Source organism: Vibrio sp. B4-6 (assembly GCF_963888245.1).
GTDB lineage: Bacteria > Pseudomonadota > Gammaproteobacteria > Enterobacterales > Vibrionaceae > Vibrio > Vibrio anguillarum.
This window is the reverse complement of record NZ_CAWPIM010000067.1, coordinates 43135-59645: the sequence shown is the minus strand read 5'-3', so window position 1 is coordinate 59645 and position 16511 is coordinate 43135. Positions and strand designations below refer to the sequence as shown.

Genomic DNA, 16511 nt, shown 5'->3' with positions numbered 1-16511 from the left:
GTTGATAGACGGGATACTCTTGCAGCGGGAGCTGCATGTGAATGGGAAACCCAACATTGAACTCATCATCACTTAACACACTGACGTTAATCAGCTTTGTACTTCCTCTATGCCCTGTGCTTGAAGACAGTTCTATCACCGAACCTTGATTCTCTGATTTAGTAATCTTTCATCGAAGACGATGAACCAATTTCCGTTTTTGCCTTTTGGCTAATACGGAGCTTATTGCTATGTCATATTTCCTTATATTCAAACCAAACCAAGGAAATAGGCGGAAATTTTCACATTCAAGGGGAAGGGAAATGAGCACAGCCTTTGAAGTCGATAACACTATCGCAAACATTTTTTCATCTCAGGTACCTGTTGTTGAAGGTATTTATGATCTCACACCGGACCAAATTCTACTCGATCAAATTGAGCATGAATCTGAAGTTCGTTCATACCCACGCCGTCTACCGATTGCCATCAAGCAAGCTTATGGTGCGTTAGTAGAAGATACGCGCGGACAAATTTTCCTCGACTGCTTAGCGGGCGCGGGAACGTTGGCGCTTGGGTATAACCATCCTGAGATCAATCAAGCACTGAAAGAGCAGTTAGATTCAGGTCTGCCATATCAGACATTGGATATGACAACGCACGCTAAAGACAAATTCATCAAGCAAGTAAAAGCATTTTTGCCTGAAGAGTTTGCAAAAAATTCCGCGATTCAATTTTGTGGACCTTCTGGTGCGGATGCCGTTGAAGCGGCTATCAAGCTGGTGAAGCAGACAACGGGTCGTAACACCATGTTTGCGTTTCGCGGTGCTTACCACGGCATGACCAACGGAACGATGGGCATGATGGGCAACCTGAATACTAAAGCTCGTCGCACAGGATTAATGTCGGATGTGCATTTTATGCCATTCCCATACAACTTGCGCTGCCCGTTTGGTTTAGGGGGCGATGAAGGTGCCAAAGCGAGCATTCGCTACATCGAACGTCTGCTGAACGATGACGAAGCTGGTATCATGAAACCGGCGGCCATTATTGTTGAACCTGTTCAAGGTGAAGGAGGCGTCATTCCCGCTCCAGCATTCTGGTTGCGTGAACTACGCCGTATCTGCGATGAACACGGTATTTTATTAATTTTCGATGAAATTCAGTGTGGCGTGGGTAAATCGGGTTACCGCTTTGCATTTGAAGAGTCTGGTATTTGTCCTGATATTCTTTGCTTATCTAAAGCCATTGGTGGTGGTCTACCAATGTCTATTCTTGTGTTCAAGAAAGAGATCGATACTTGGAAACCGGGTGAGCACACAGGCACGTTCCGTGGTAACCAATTGGCCATGGTTTCTGGTGCGAAAGCGTTAGAAATTATTTTACGTGATAACCTCGTTGAACACGCTAATGTCGCGGGTCAGTACCTACGCCAAGGTCTTGAAGCGATTCAACGCCGCGTGAATTGTATTGCGGAAGTTCGTGGCAAAGGTTTGATGCTCGGCGTCGAGATTCGTAAACCAAACGGTGAAATGAACAAATTTGGCGAGCCAATGGCCGATGGTCAATTAACACTCGCTATCCAACGCGCAGCACTTGAGCGTGGGTTGATGGTTGAAAAAGGTGGCCGTGAAGGATCCGTTATTCGTTTCTTACCACCGATTATCATCTCATTCGAGCAGATCGATTTTGCTCTGCGCACTCTTGAAGCGGCGATTTTAGCCGCAGGTGGCGGCGAGAAAGATCCAGAGCCAGAAAATCAAGCCTGGAAGAAGCATTTTATCCAAACCGGTGAAATGGGCAGCAATGAATTTGCCGATGTGATGAACCATGCCACTTCTGCGATGAAAGCTGTTTTTGAACAAGCCAAAGCGCCTTATTCAGGTTTGGATCCAAAGCAGCTTGAAGAAGCGATTTACGCAGTAGATTTGGATAACAAAAATGCGCCATTGAAGGATGTGATCTCTGAAATGGCAGATCTGGTAGCCAAAAATTCCATTATCGTTCAACACCCAGATTGTATTGCTCACCTGCACACGCCACCCTTGATGCCATCAGTAGTGGCTGAAGCGATGATTGGTGCATTAAACCAGTCTATGGACTCATGGGATCAATCGTCTTCTGCTACCTATGTTGAACAGAAAGTGATTGATTGGATGTGTGAGAAATACGAACTCGGCGCTCAGTCGGATGGTATTTTCACCAGTGGTGGCACGCAAAGTAACCAAATGGGTTTAATGTTAGCTCGTGACTGGATTGCCGATAAATTAAGTGGTCATTCTATTCAAAAGCTGGGCTTACCTGAGTATGCCGATAAGCTGCGTATTGTGTGCTCGAAAAAATCGCATTTCACCGTGCAAAAATCGGCCTCTTGGATGGGGTTGGGCGAGAAAGCCATTTTGGCGGTTGATGCGAATCCAAACGGCACAATGGATGTCACCAAACTGGAAGCGGTTGTTGCACAAGCGAAAGCGGAAGGTCTTATTCCTTTTGCTATTGTTGGAACGGCAGGCACAACGGATCACGGTGCGATTGATGATCTGTCGACGATCGCGGATGTAGCACAGCAACATGATCTATGGATGCATGTGGATGGAGCATACGGCGGCGCATTGGTTCTAAGTAGCCATAAAGCACGTTTGCAGGGCGTTGAGCGTGCGCACTCGGTCAGCGTCGACTTCCATAAATTGTTCTTCCAAACGATCAGTTGTGGCGCGGTGTTGCTCAAAGATAAAAGTCACTTCAAGTATCTACTGCATCATGCGGATTACCTTAACCGTGAACATGATGAACTGCCAAACTTGGTGGATAAATCTATTTCTACGACCAAGCGTTTTGATGCATTGAAAGTGTTTATGACAATGCAAAACGTAGGCCCTAAGGCTTTGGGTGAAATGTACGATCATCTGCTAGAACAAACACTGCAAGTGGCAGATTTAGTTCAGCATCACGATGCTTTTGAACTCTTGGCTGAGCCTGCTCTCTCCACCGTGTTATTCCGTTCCGTGGATAAACAAGCGGTAGATTTTGACGAGTTGAACAAAGCGTTGCGTTTAGAAGCATTGACACGTGGTGTCGCGGTGTTGGGCGAGACGATTGTGGATGGCAAAACAGCGCTTAAATTCACCATTTTAAACCCATGCTTACAACTGTCAGATTTCAAAGCATTACTTAATAATATTGAAGTACTAGCCTCTGAGCTAGCCAAGGCATAAAGGAATACAAACAACCATGTCTATTTTACAAATTGGCGCGGGAGGCGTTGGCTGGGTTGTCGCACATAAGGCGGCCCAAAACAACGACATACTCGGTGATATTGTTCTTGCTTCTCGTACTCTTGAAAAGTGCGAGAAGATCATTGAATCGATCAAAGGAAAAAATAACCTTAAAGATCCAACTAAAAAACTTGAGGCACGCACCGTCAAGGCGGATGACGTAGCCTCGTTAGTTGCATTAATTAAAGAAGTCCAGCCTGATCTTGTGATCAACGCTGGCCCTCCTTGGGTAAACGTGCCAATCATGGAAGCATGTTATCAAGCCAAGGTTTCCTATCTAGATACATCGGTTGCTGTTGACCTTTGCTCTGAAGGTCAACAAGTGCCTGAAGCGTATGATCCTCAATGGGCATTTCGTGAAAAATTTAAGCAAGCAGGCATTACCGCTATTCTCGGTGCTGGTTTTGATCCGGGCGTGGTTAGTGTGTTTGCCGCGTATGCGGTGAAACACCTCTTTGACGAAATCGACAGTATTGATGTGATGGACATTAATGCAGGCGATCACGGCAAAAAATTTGCGACTAACTTTGATCCAGAAACCAATATGTTAGAGATTCAAGGTGACTCTTTCTATTGGGAAGAAGGGCAGTGGCAGCGTGTTCCTTGCCATTCACGAATGCTAGAATTTGATTTTCCTCAGTGCGGCCAGCACAAGGTGTACTCCATGTCGCACGATGAAGTGCGTTCGATGAAAGAGTTTATTCCGGCCAAACGTATTGAATTTTGGATGGGTTTTGGCGATCGTTATCTCAACTATTTCAATTGTATGCGTGATATTGGTTTATTGAGTCCAAACCCATTGACGCTGCAAGATGGTACTGTGGTTCAACCACTTCAAGTGCTTAAAGCAATGCTGCCAGACCCAACCTCTTTGGCTCCTGGCTACAAAGGCCTGACTTGTATTGGTACTTGGGTGCAAGGTTGGAAGGATGGTAAACAGCGCAGTGTCTTTATCTACAATAATGCAGACCATGAAGTGGCATACCATGATGTAGAGCACCAAGCCATCGCTTACACCACGGGCGTTCCTGCCATTACTGCGGCATTGCAGTATTTCCAAGGGCATTGGGCACAAGCGGGCGTGTTTAACTTAGAGCAGCTTGACCCTGATCTGTTTTTAGAAACGATGCCGAAATTAGGTTTGGATTGGCATGTTCAAGAGCTCGATATCGGGCAACCAGAGATTAAAATTCTAAAATAAGAGTTTTCGATAGTTAAGCCGATGCAGATGTGTCGGCTTTCTTCAATTTGAGAGTGATAAATAGATGCAAAAAAGCGAACTCCAAACGCCATATTTTATGATTGATGAATCACAGTTGATCGCGAACCTAGAAATCGCGAAGCAGCTCAAAGAGATGTCGGGCGTCAAACTCGTCTTAGCTTTAAAATGCTTCTCTACTTGGGGAGTGTTTGACATCATCAAACCTTACTTAGATGGCACCACCAGCAGTGGCCCATTTGAAGTAAAATTAGGTTACGAAACGTTTGGTGGTGAAACACATGCCTATAGCGTTGGCTACAGTGAAGCTGATGTTAAAGAAGTGGCCGATATTTGCGACAAAATGATTTTTAATTCGCAATCCCAGTTGGCCGCTTACCGTCATTTAGTTGAAGGCAAGGCGTCATTGGGTTTACGTTTAAACCCCGGCGTGAGTTACGCTGGGCAAGATCTTGCCAATCCCGCACGTCAGTTTTCTCGTTTAGGTGTTCAAACAGACCATATTGATAACTCAGTGTTCGATACTATCAATGGCGTGATGTTCCATATGAACTGTGAGAACAAAGATGCTGATGCGTTCATTGCGTTATTAGATTCGATCTCTGAGCGTTTTGGTCAATATCTGGATAAGTTAGATTGGGTCAGCCTAGGCGGTGGTGTGTTCTTCACTTGGCCTGGTTATCCGCTAGAAAAATTAGCATTAGCGCTTAAGGCCTTTTCAGAAAAGCATCAGGTTCAGCTTTATCTTGAACCGGGTGAGGCGATCATCACGAAAACGGCTGATTTAGTGGTGACTGTCGTCGATATCGTTGAAAATGGCATGAAAACAGCGATTGTTGATTCGGCAACTGAAGCGCATCGTTTAGACACACTGATTTACAAAGAGCCAGCGGCTATCTTAGAAGCGAGTGCGAACGGTGAACATGAGTATGTCATTGGCTCGTGTTCTTGCTTAGCGGGTGATCAATTTTGTGTGGCTTCATTTGAACAGCCATTATCGATTGGTCAGCGGTTGCATATCATGGATAGCGCGGGCTATACCATGGTGAAATTGAATTGGTTTAATGGCCTTAAAATGCCTTCCGTGTATTGTCAACGCAGTACAGGAGAGCTTCAGAAACTGAATGAATTTGGCTATGAAGACTTTAAACGTTCATTATCTCAATGGTCGGTAAACTGATGACAATAGGCCTCACCATACAGTGGGTGAGGCCTATTTTTGTAAAATCACACCTTAGAGTTTAAAGCTTTTCATTCTTTCGTCTAATTGGCGTGAAAGAGCGGCCAAGGTTTCACTCTCTTCTGCCAAATAGTTTGCCGATTGTGACATCTCCAATGCTGAATCGTTAATGCCACTGACGTTACGGTTCATTTCTTCGGCCACTGCACTTTGTTCTTCTGCCGCAGTGGCGATTTGAATTGCTTTATCACTCACATGCTGAATATGACTGACGATCAAGGAAAGATCGCTGCCTGCATTTTCTGCCCGCTCCACACTGTTATAAGCGAGATCTTGGCTTTTTTGCATCGCGTTTGATGTACTAACGGCCAGTTGCTGTAAGCGGTTAATGGTGGTTTGGATTTGGTCAGTGGAATGATGGGTACGGCTAGCTAAATTTCTGACCTCGTCGGCGACCACTGCGAATCCTCTACCTTGTTCTCCAGCACGTGCGGCTTCAATCGCTGCATTTAGTGCAAGTAAATTGGTTTGTTCAGAAATGCCGCTGATCACTGTGGTAACTTCACTGATTTGCATCACGCCTTCTTTGAGTTTGTGCACTTGCTCAGTAGCCACTTCCAGCTCTTTTGAGAGCGCTTTAATGCTGTCCACACTGGAATGTACGTCTTTATCGCCTAAGCCGGCTTCTTTGCTGGCATCCAATGTGTCTCTTGCTGTCTCTTCTGCATGGCTTGCAACATCGGCAACTGTCGCACTCATTTCATTCATCGCGGTTGCGAGCTGACTTAATTGGTCACGTTGACTGGTCACCGCTTGGCTAGTTTCTTCCGCAGAAGAAGCGATGCGAATGGCGGCCTCTGCAAGCAGGTTTGCTGAGGTGACCGACTCGATTAATGCTAAACGCACTGCGCTTACACTGTCATTGATACGACATGCCACAATGCCAATCTCATCTTCTCCCATTACGGGGACCCGTGCGGTTAAATCGCCGCTTGCCACTTTTTTCATGACTTCTTTAATTGACTCTAACGGCATAATGATGGCTCGGCTGATGACCACCCCAAGCGTTGCCATCACAAACACAACTGCCAATGTCGCTCCTCCCATCTTGAGGATCTGTTTGTTGATCGCCTCTTCAATGTCATTGATGAGCATGCCTGAGCCGATAATCCAATGCCACGGCGCAAACCCGTGGACTGCCGATAATTTCTCTGCGGGTGTTCCACTGTTAGTCTGCCAAGGATATGTCAACGTGCCTTGTTGACCATTTTTGCCAAGTTCAACCATAGTGAACCAAAACTCGCCTTGTGTATCTTTTCCTGGGCTTCCCATCTGTTTGCCAACCAAATCAGTGCGAATCGGATGGGCAATGGTGTAACGAGACTCATCGATAGCAAAAAGATAGTTGTTGCTGTCAAAACGTGTGTTGTTGATGAGTATCTTCGCCTGTGATTTAGCTTCGTCTTCGGGGAGTGTTTTCTGAAGGTGTGAGATTTGTGAGAGGAGAGTATCGATAACTGCGTTCAACCTCGCTTCACGCTCTACGACTAAGTTACTTCTCAGCGCGCTAGTTGCAATGAACAGTAAGCTCAATAAGCCAACAATTGCAACCGCGATAATAGCGGTCAGCTTGTAGCTGACCTTAATATTTTCAAGCTTCAACATGACGTTACCACCATTAAAACAACCCAACCTTATTGCTGGGCATATTGGTTTACCTGTTGTACTTGAGGTTACCGTGATGTTGGTTACGTTTGATTGCCAGAGTCACAAGGTTTGTTAATACTCATTAGTAATCATCCGTTTATCCATCTGACGGCGTCTTCAAGTTATTCGGCATCTAGGATTTGCAGGCTTAGATTAATTATGGTTACCCGCTCTCTAATATTGGAATATGGTCGTCATTTCGCGAATGCAATTAGTTGATTTTGTTAACTGAATCACAACTTTAATCTTACTTAATAGATAGTGAGATCGATAAAAAAGGAAGCATCAGCTTCCTTTTTTCGGGGTCGTAAACGAGATTACACTTCTAATATCACGCGCGTATCTTCACTGAGCGCTTCAAGCTCATCGGCTACGTCTTCAATTTGTATCGCAGCTGGGAGCTTGATGGCTAGGTTGGCGGTAAATAAACTTGAGCTGACACCACCGCCACCCGCAATAAAAACGCGTTGGCAATCCATATCTAAAATATTGATACCTTGATTATCAAGAAGGTGGGTGATTTCGTTGACGATGCCTGCACGGTCGTTTGCATCAATCCGCAGTTGGTAAATCGTTTCTTTTTCGTGTTGATGTACGTCAGAATCAACAATCTGCACCAGAAGATCGGGTTGTTCTCTAAATGCTTGTTGAACGATAACGGCATTTGAGGTCGGTAACTCTATTTTAATGACGGCAGCTACTTGGTTTTCAATAAAGTTCACTTTACTTATTAACCATTTTCCACCATTTTCATGAGTGATAGCGGCAAGATGTTTAATTGTGGCTGGTGTTGCACTGCCGACGAAATTGACGATAAAAGTACTGTTCATAATAGGCCTCCCATAGCAAGCTAACGAAAGATAAATCGTTGATCTTGAATTCCTTTCACTTCAGTGTAGAGGCCTATCTTAGATAAGACTTGATGAGAGTCAATTTTTTACATTTACGCAGTCTCTTGCTTGTCAGTATTCATACTTGGGCCACAAAAATAGCCTTGGCTTTAGGCATTGGCCTTGTGTTTAGCCCTGTTTTTTAGAAACTGACTTTGAGGTTAAGGCCATAAAATTGCGAATCATAGCTAGCGCCTGAGTCCAAAGCAAACTTTGCGGCATCTTGGTTGCCAAACCAAGGCGTGCCATTAAATTCTACTTCGGCATCGCCTCCCCAAGCATTTGATACCCAGCCATGGATATGTCCAACAGGGTTGAGGAAGAAAAGTGTGACATCACCCAGAGTCGATGAACCCAACACTTCACCACCTGTGGTAACAATATCTTGTTCCGCTTCAAACATCAGCTCACCGACAACCGCACCAAAAAAGGGCGTAATAAATAAGTCTTGCCATGACGGTATCTCGGCAAACGATTCTACGCCATATTCCCAAAAGAAAGTCGACATAACACCGGAGTAAAGAAAAGATTCAAACTCATTAAATCCAGCATGTCTTGCGGCTGTGTAGTAAACGCCGCCAAAGTAGGGGTGCATAATGTAGTTGAGATAATGCTCATCTCTATCCCAAGTGGGGCCGGATGATACGTTATCTTTCCATTTACTGCCTATGCCGCTTATGCTGCGATCCTCTTCATCCCATTTGGTAATGGATGCAGGCAAAAATGTCATTAAACCAACGGTTGCTACGCTTAATCCTAAGATGGTATAGGTTTGGCCTTTGAGATAGTCCCAGTCTTTTGTATCTTGCACGGTAAGATATTTAGGCAGCGCGGGCTCTTCAAGGTTTAGCGGTTGCGACTCTGCTAAGCTTGCTAAAAATGGAGAGTTCGATTGGTAAATATTCGGATCGTTATTAAAACAAGAAATTTGATTGCAGTCGACCGTATAGGAAAACTCAATGTGTTGGTTGAAATCGTATGCAGTGGCACTAGCACAAGCCGAAAACGATAACATCAATGGTATGATGCTTTTCTTTGACACGGAGGGCTCCAAAGTTTTGTTTTTAATGATCAGAATCACAATTATCCATTAAAGCGGCGGTGATGAAAACAGCAAATTATGTAAATAAGGAAACTTATGAGAAAAATAGCATTCAAAGCGTTATATATTGCACTTTATTCTCTGCCGTATTGATTGATAGCACACCTGTAAGCGTACACAAAAGGACACCATGATATGTTGAAAATAGCAATGTTAAGCACGGGTGAGGAAGTGCTCCATGGCGATATTGTCGATACCAATGCTGCTTGGTTATCCAGTGAGTTCTTCCAGCAGGGTTTTTCGTTAGTAAAACGATCAACGGTAGGCGATAGCGAGCAAGCCTTGGTTGAAGAGTTACTGATGCTTAGTTTCAATAATGATGTATTGATCGTAAATGGCGGGCTCGGCCCAACGTCTGATGATTTAAGTGCGGCGGCGGCGGCTCAAGCGGCGGACCAAAAGTTGGTGTTGTCTGTGCTGTGGAAGCAAAAACTGGACGAATTTTTTGCGCAGCGTGGTGTTGTGATGCCAGAAAGTAACCTCAAACAAGCGATGTTACCTGAGTTCTCTGACATCATTGATAACCCAATAGGGACGGCTTGCGGCTTTAAAGTTCAGATTAATGATTGTGTTTGTTATTTCACCCCCGGAGTACCCAAAGAGTTTAAGCTGATGGTCTCTGAACAGATTTTACCTGACTTGCTAGCGACATACCCACAACAAACGGGATTAGAGTGCAGCCGTTTATTCACTCTGGGTTCATCGGAATCGGCCATTTCAGATAAGTTGGATAAATTAGTCTTACCGGAAGGGTATATGCTGGGGTATCGTTCTTATCTGCCTTTTATTGAGGTGAAATTGTTTGGTCCGAAAAGTGATTTAGAACGCCGAGTAAAACTACTACAGATCATCTACCAGCATTTGGAACAACATGTTGTGAGTGTCGATGAACCTATGCTCACGCATATCGGTCATTTAATGCAAGACAAAGGATTATCGATCTCTATTGCAGAACAAGCGACCAAAGGTTGGCTCGCCAGTTGGTTGTTAAGTAATGAGCAAGTGGAAGCGTTGAGCGGTCACTGCTGGATTTTGAGCCGCAACGTTGAATCGGGCTTAGGCGATCAAGATCCACTCGCGGCGTCATTAGCGCTTGCTGGCGCAACGAAGGAAAAGTGTTCTACTTCGTTATCGCTCGTGACTGGTGTATTAAATGATGATCAATTTAGCCTAGCTTTATCGGCTCCGCAGGGAGAGTGGGGACAGATCCTCAAATTCAAGCGTCGTTACAGCGCCGATGAGCAGAGGGAGTTAATGGGGACCATCGCGGCTGATATGTTACGCCGCTATTTATCGAATAAGCCTATTTTTGCTCAGTATGGGGCATTGATCTCCGTCAAAGAGATGTTTTTACCTGCGAGCGTTATTGGCTAATTAACTCAATGTGTTAGCGTATTTTTAAACCTAAGTTTTTGATAATTAAGTGCTTTACATTTAAATTGTATCGGGTGGTAACTGCATGATTTTTTGGCTTATTCCGTAGGTTCGGTGAGGTGCTTAGCTTATGATTATTTCGTCTAAAGACTAAGCTCATGATTTCACGCATCAGATAAAATTGTTTCAAAATTGGGTCTTTTTTACACATCTTTTCTCTGTACACTGTCAGTCCGCTCGATGAAATTCAGCAGGAGGCTGACATGTTTAACCAATCGAAAATTTTAGTTTGGTATAAAGTTGCAAGTCAAAAAGTGATCTTAGGTGAGGCATTGAGTAATGAAATGAGTGATGTTGTTTCTTTGTGGCTCAACGCTCCATCAGACTTAGATACGCCTAGCTATCAAGGATATAGACTTTCATTGTTTGATGGGGATGGCAGAGAAATCGCTAACAAATCCGTATCAATGGGTACAGCTGATGGCATTCTTCTAGGAATGTATAAAGCCAGAGCATAGCTCTGGCTTTACCTTTTTAACGCGCCAATGTGTGATGCGTTAACAGTGCACTATTGGCAGATCGAGATTAGGCTCGCCTTGCTTTGGGTCGATAATTAACACCAGCAAGTTCCACATGGCTTTTGGCTTTACAAATACAGGGCAATATTTCGTTGCGCTCTGTGTAAGCCATCGCAAAACCAACGTATTCCACTTCGCCTTTAACGAGCGTGCAGCGACAGGCACCACAGTGACCATCGCGACAGTTGTACTCTGGCTCTAGCCCCGCACTCTCCATACTTTCCAATAAAGTATTGGAAGAGTTTGATTCTATGGTTGTAACTTTGTTGATTTTAATGGTCGCCATTACAGCTCAAAGTCCTCGAAGTCATTGGCACGAACTTCATTGTCAATTTGGCCTACAAGGTAGGAGCTGATTTCTGCTTCTTGAGGTGCAACTTGTACGTTGTCTGAAGACAACCACGCATTAATCCAAGGAATTGGGTTTGATGTTGCGCCGGGGTAGGCGATATCTAAACCAACCGCTTGCATACGAACGTTGGTGATGTATTCAACGTATTGGCACAGAATGTCTTTGTTTAAACCAATCATCGAACCATCTTTAAACAGATATTCAGCCCACTCTTTTTCTTGTTCAGCAGCCGCTTTGAACAAATCAAAACACTCTTGCTTGCACTCTTCAGCGATTTGTAAGAAAGCGAAATCGTCTTGTCCATTACGCAGCAAGTTGATCATATGCTGTGTACCAGTCAGGTGCAAAGCTTCATCACGTGCAATCAACTTGATGATTTTGGCGTTACCTTCCATCAATTCGCGCTCTGCAAAGGCAAATGAGCAGGCGAAGCTGACATAGAAACGAATCGCTTCCAACGCATTGACTGACATCAAGCAAAGATAAAGTTTACGTTTCAGGTCACCTAAGCTAATTTTGACGCTCTCACCATTAATCTGATGCGTTCCTTCACCAAAACGGTGGTAGTCATTAGACAGTTGGATCAGATCATCGTAATAGTGTGCAATGTCTTTTGCGCGTTTCAATATGTGTTCATTTTCGACGATGTCATCAAACACAATGCCAGGATCATTCACAATATTACGAATAATATGAGTGTATGAACGTGAGTGGATTGTTTCTGAAAATGACCAGGTTTCAATCCATGTTTCCACTTCTGGAAGCGAAACCAGCGGTAGCAGTGCCACGTTAGGGCTGCGACCTTGGATTGAATCCAGTAGCGTTTGATATTTCAAGTTCGAGATGAAAATGTGCTTTTCATGATCTGGAAGCTTGTTGTAATCAATGCGATCACTCGATACGTCAACTTCTTCTGGACGCCAGAAGAACGAGAGCTGTTTTTCTATCAGTTTTTCAAAAATTTCAAACTTTTGCTGGTCGTAACGAGCCACGTTAACCGATTGGCCAAGAAACATCGGTTCTTTGAGTTGATCATTCTTTTTTTGAGAAAAAGTACTGTAAGCCATAAATGCCTCAATCCCTTTTAAGCTCCCCTGCGTGGGGAGCATTATTGAATACGTTGAGTGAAATAGAGTTAGATCTTACAACCGCCGCCCGCACAATCATCATCTTGTGCCTGTACTGCGTCTTTTTGATCATCCTTCGCGCCATCACGAGTGTTGTGATAGTACAAGGTTTTCACACCAAATTTATATGCCGTCAGCAGATCTTGCAGCAACTGTTTCATTGGCACTTTGCCACTTTCATACGCGCTGGGGTCGTAGTTGGTATTCGCAGAAATCGCTTGGTCAACAAATTTCTGCATGATGCCGACTAGGTGCAGATAGCCGTTGTTAGAACCAATATTCCACAATAACTCATAGTTCTCTTTCAAATTAATGAAATCCGGCACGACTTGTTTCAAGATGCCATCTTTTGAGGCTTTTACTGAAACATAACCGCGAGGAGGCTCAATACCGTTGGTGGCATTGGAAATTTGCGAAGAGGTTTCTGAAGGCATTAACGCTGTTAACGTTGAGTTACGTAAGCCAAATTCCATGATCTCTGCGCGCAGCGCATCCCAATCATAATGCAAAGGTTCTGCGCAAATTTGGTCGACATCTTTTTTATAGGTGTCTATAGGCAGCAAGCCTTTGGCATAATTTGTTTCATGGAATAGAGGGCATCGGCCTTGTTCTTTGGCTAACGCGACTGAAGCCTTCAACAGGTAATATTGCATCGCTTCAAAAGTGCGGTGTGTCAAACCATTTGCACTACCGTCCGAATATTTCACGCCATTTTTCGCCAGATAGTAAGCGTAGTTAATCACGCCCACACCCAATGTACGGCGATTCATGGTTGACTTATAAGCGGCAGGCAGTGGGTAATCTTGATAATCCAACAGTGCATCTAGCGCACGAACCACAAGATCAGACAACTCTTCGAAATCATCCAGAGATTGAATTGAACCTAAGTTGAATGCCGAAAGCGTACATAGCGCAATCTCACCTTCATTATCTTCAACATTAGACAGCGGTTTCGTCGGCAGTGCGATCTCCAAACAGAGATTGGATTGGCGAACAGGCGCTACAGACGCATCAAACGGGCTGTGCGTATTGCAGTGGTCAACGTTCTGGATGTAGATACGGCCAGTGGAGGCACGTTCTTGCATCAATAGGGAGAACAGTTCTACCGCTTTCACCGTCTCTTTTTTAATCGAAGTGTCATTCTCATATTGAACATACAAACGTTCGAATTCGTCTTGGTTTTCGAAGAATGCGTCATACAATCCAGGCACATCAGAAGGGGAGAATAGGGTAATATTACCGCCTTGGACTAAGCGAGAATACATCAACTTATTGAGCTGAACACCATAGTCCATATGACGAACACGGTTCTCTTCAACGCCGCGGTTATTTTTCAATACCAGTAGCGACTGCACTTCACCGTGCCACAAAGGGTAAAAGACAGTGGCTGCGCCACCACGAACACCACCTTGAGAACAGCACTTCACTGCGGTTTGGAAATATTTATAAAAAGGAATACAACCCGTGTGGAATGCTTCACCACCGCGAATTTCCGAGCCTAATGCACGAATGCGGCCCGCGTTAATACCAATACCCGCACGCTGTGATACATAACGTACGATAGAGCTTGCTGTGGCATTGATTGAATCTAAGCTGTCACCACATTCAATCAACACACATGAGCTAAATTGACGGGTAGGCGTGCGCACACCCGACATGATTGGCGTTGGCAGCGAGATTTTGAACATTGATGTTGCGTCGTAAAAACGCTTAATGTAATCGAGACGGTTTTCTTTTGGATATTTCGCGAATAAGCAAGCGGCGACCAAAATGTAGAGGAACTGGGCACTCTCATAAATTTGTTTCGTCACACGGTTTTGCACGAAGTACTTACCTTCAAGCTGTTTTACCGCGGCGTAAGAAAAATTAAGGTCACGTGCGTGATCGATATAAGTGTCGAGTTCTTCAAATTCTGCGCGAGTATAATCTTCGATAAGGTGCTTATCGTATTTGCCCATTTCAACCAAACGAGAGACATGGTTGTACAAAGTGGGTGGCTCGTATTGTCCGTAGGCTTTTTTACGCAAATGGAACACCGAAAGACGAGCCGCGAGATATTGGTAATCTGGCGTCTCTTCTGAAATCAAATCGGCAGCGGATTTGATAATAGTCTCATGGATGTCAGAGGTCGTAATACCATCGTAAAACTGAATGTGAGCTTTCAGTTCTACTTGTGATACAGAGACATTGTGCAGGTCTTCCGCAGCCCACGCGATTACACGGTGGATTTTCTCAAGATCAATTGTTTCTTTGCGTCCATCACGCTTGGTGACAGTAAGTTTTTGGTTCATTCTGCTTCATTTCCCTAACAAAACTGATTAAGGCCGTATTTTTGTAGAATTGTTGTAAATTTCATCGCGGCTTTGTGATCTGAATTTATCTATATATTGTAGTTCAAACACAACATATAGGGGTTCTTTGCTTTGCGAGTTACAAGATAGTGCTATCTGAAGCTCATTTCAAGTTACAGATCTGGGACAGCTTGTGGATAACTAGCAAAAATAAAAAAAACAGTTAGTACCCACTTACTGATGATCAAAGAGCCGATTTGATTGTAGAAAATTACCGTTTTGAGTTTGGTTTAGATGTAACCACAATCAAAAAAAAACTTCTTGATCTTTGAGGAAAAAAGGGAGCGATTTTCGATGTGGTTAAAATGGAATCTAGAGCACAAAAAACAGCCTAGAAACCGAGAAAAAATGTGCTATTCGGCTTAATTTTTAACGTGAGCAATACGCTATCGATAATGGCATATTAGATGACCACTGACTTTAAAAAAGCTGAGTATGAACGATGTAATTGACATCAACATTGCGCCCTAAACGGTAAGTATCGGTTAACGGGTTATAAAGTAGGCCTGTTATTCCTTGCTCTTGCAGGTTTGTTTTATCAATCATCTTAATCAGTTCCGATGGGCGGATGAATTTTTCATGATCATGTGTACCTTCTGGAACAATGCGTAGCAACTTTTCTGCGCCCACGATGGCAAACAGGTAAGACTTAAAATTACGATTGAGCGTAGAAAAGAAAACATGACCGCCGGGTTTGACCAACGCAGAGCAGGCTTGAACAACGGACAATGGGTCTGGAACATGCTCAAGCATTTCCATGCAGGTGACAACATCATATGTGTGTGGGTTGTCAGCGGCGTGGTCTTCAATCGTACTTTGAATATAAGTGAGCTTTGTTCCGGTTTCTAAAGCATGTAAACGAGCGACTTCAAGCGGTTCTTTGCCCATGTCTAAGCCAGTCACTTGCGCACCTTCTCGCGCCATGCTTTCGGCTAAAATTCCGCCACCACATCCAACATCGAGCACCTTCTTGCCAAATAGGCCGTTGGCATTGACTAACACATAGTTCAATCTTAACGGGTTAATTTGATGAAGTGGCTTAAATTCACCATCCAGATCCCACCAGCGTGACGCCATCTCTTCAAACTTTTTAATTTCATTAAGATCAACGTTTTGTGCTTTAGTCATGTTAGATTCGCTCTTGCTGTCAAAATAGGCATCTTTAGTTGTGTGGGGTATTATAACCAGTTGATTATCACAGGCTACAGGTTATCTTTATTTCATTAATTTTTGGCTAAAATTTGGCCATTAATCAGCCGGGTATGGAATGAATGTGCAATTTCTCGGCACTTGATACACAACAAAGGTCACAACCTGATAAAAGGAAAGGGAAAGGGATGCCGAAGTAGTGAATTATGTGTTATATTTTTCGGCCTTGTA

12 protein-coding genes are annotated in these 16511 nt (G+C 44.0%); 5 read left to right on the top strand and 7 right to left on the bottom strand.

Going from position 1 to position 16511, the window contains the following annotated elements; all coding sequences use genetic code 11:
- Nucleotides 1-302 precede the first annotated feature (302 nt).
- The 3 genes from AACV20_RS15660 to nspC all read left to right on the top strand — a co-directional run bounded on the left by AACV20_RS15660 (nucleotide 303) and on the right by nspC (nucleotide 5650).
- Nucleotides 303-3191, top strand: a complete 2889-nt coding sequence (locus AACV20_RS15660; RefSeq protein WP_170907609.1) for a pyridoxal phosphate-dependent class III aminotransferase — start codon at nucleotides 303-305, stop codon at nucleotides 3189-3191.
- A 16-nt stretch (nucleotides 3192-3207) separates the two neighbouring features.
- Nucleotides 3208-4452 carry a carboxynorspermidine synthase gene (locus AACV20_RS15655; RefSeq protein ID WP_017044304.1) on the top strand — a complete coding sequence of 415 codons (1245 nt, stop codon included), beginning with the start codon at nucleotides 3208-3210 and terminating at the stop codon, nucleotides 4450-4452.
- 64 nt (nucleotides 4453-4516) lie between these two features.
- Nucleotides 4517-5650: a carboxynorspermidine decarboxylase gene (gene nspC / locus AACV20_RS15650; protein WP_017046172.1), complete on the top strand. Its 1134-nt coding sequence runs from the start codon at nucleotides 4517-4519 to the stop codon at nucleotides 5648-5650.
- Between the two features lie 54 nt (nucleotides 5651-5704).
- Here the strand turns inward: nspC and AACV20_RS15645 are convergent, their stop codons facing one another.
- The 3 genes from AACV20_RS15645 to AACV20_RS15635 all read right to left on the bottom strand — a co-directional run bounded on the left by AACV20_RS15645 (nucleotide 5705) and on the right by AACV20_RS15635 (nucleotide 9328).
- Entirely contained in the window at nucleotides 5705-7315 is a 1611-nt protein-coding gene (locus AACV20_RS15645; RefSeq protein ID WP_170907608.1) for a methyl-accepting chemotaxis protein, read from the bottom strand.
- 359 nt (nucleotides 7316-7674) lie between these two features.
- Nucleotides 7675-8187: a glycine cleavage system protein R gene (locus AACV20_RS15640; protein WP_013857004.1), complete on the bottom strand. Its 513-nt coding sequence runs from the start codon at nucleotides 8185-8187 to the stop codon at nucleotides 7675-7677.
- 202 nt (nucleotides 8188-8389) lie between these two features.
- Nucleotides 8390-9328 (bottom strand): DUF3943 domain-containing protein, encoded by a 939-nt coding sequence (locus tag AACV20_RS15635; RefSeq protein WP_306685499.1) that lies wholly within the window; start codon nucleotides 9326-9328, stop codon nucleotides 8390-8392.
- A 156-nt stretch (nucleotides 9329-9484) separates the two neighbouring features.
- On the opposite strand from AACV20_RS15635, the gene AACV20_RS15630 reads away from it, so the two are divergent.
- On the top strand, nucleotides 9485-10723 hold the full coding sequence (locus AACV20_RS15630) for a CinA family nicotinamide mononucleotide deamidase-related protein (RefSeq protein WP_170907606.1): 1239 nt from the start codon (nucleotides 9485-9487) through the stop codon (nucleotides 10721-10723).
- 263 nt (nucleotides 10724-10986) lie between these two features.
- Complete coding sequence (locus AACV20_RS15625; RefSeq protein WP_013857001.1) at nucleotides 10987-11241, top strand: hypothetical protein; 255 nt, start codon at nucleotides 10987-10989, stop codon at nucleotides 11239-11241.
- Between the two features lie 67 nt (nucleotides 11242-11308).
- Here the strand turns inward: AACV20_RS15625 and yfaE are convergent, their stop codons facing one another.
- The 4 genes from yfaE to ubiG all read right to left on the bottom strand — a co-directional run bounded on the left by yfaE (nucleotide 11309) and on the right by ubiG (nucleotide 16259).
- Nucleotides 11309-11587, bottom strand: coding sequence for a class I ribonucleotide reductase maintenance protein YfaE (gene yfaE / locus AACV20_RS15620; protein WP_013857000.1), 279 nt, complete (start codon nucleotides 11585-11587; stop codon nucleotides 11309-11311).
- On the bottom strand, nucleotides 11587-12720 hold the full coding sequence (gene nrdB / locus AACV20_RS15615) for a class Ia ribonucleoside-diphosphate reductase subunit beta (RefSeq protein WP_010318364.1): 1134 nt from the start codon (nucleotides 12718-12720) through the stop codon (nucleotides 11587-11589). The genes yfaE and nrdB overlap by 1 nt, the downstream gene beginning before the upstream one ends.
- Nucleotides 12721-12788: 68 nt before the next feature.
- Nucleotides 12789-15071 (bottom strand): class 1a ribonucleoside-diphosphate reductase subunit alpha, encoded by a 2283-nt coding sequence (gene nrdA / locus AACV20_RS15610; protein WP_017046168.1) that lies wholly within the window; start codon nucleotides 15069-15071, stop codon nucleotides 12789-12791.
- Between the two features lie 480 nt (nucleotides 15072-15551).
- Nucleotides 15552-16259 carry a bifunctional 2-polyprenyl-6-hydroxyphenol methylase/3-demethylubiquinol 3-O-methyltransferase UbiG gene (gene ubiG, locus AACV20_RS15605; protein ID WP_017044298.1) on the bottom strand — a complete coding sequence of 236 codons (708 nt, stop codon included), beginning with the start codon at nucleotides 16257-16259 and terminating at the stop codon, nucleotides 15552-15554.
- Nucleotides 16260-16511 lie beyond the last annotated feature (252 nt).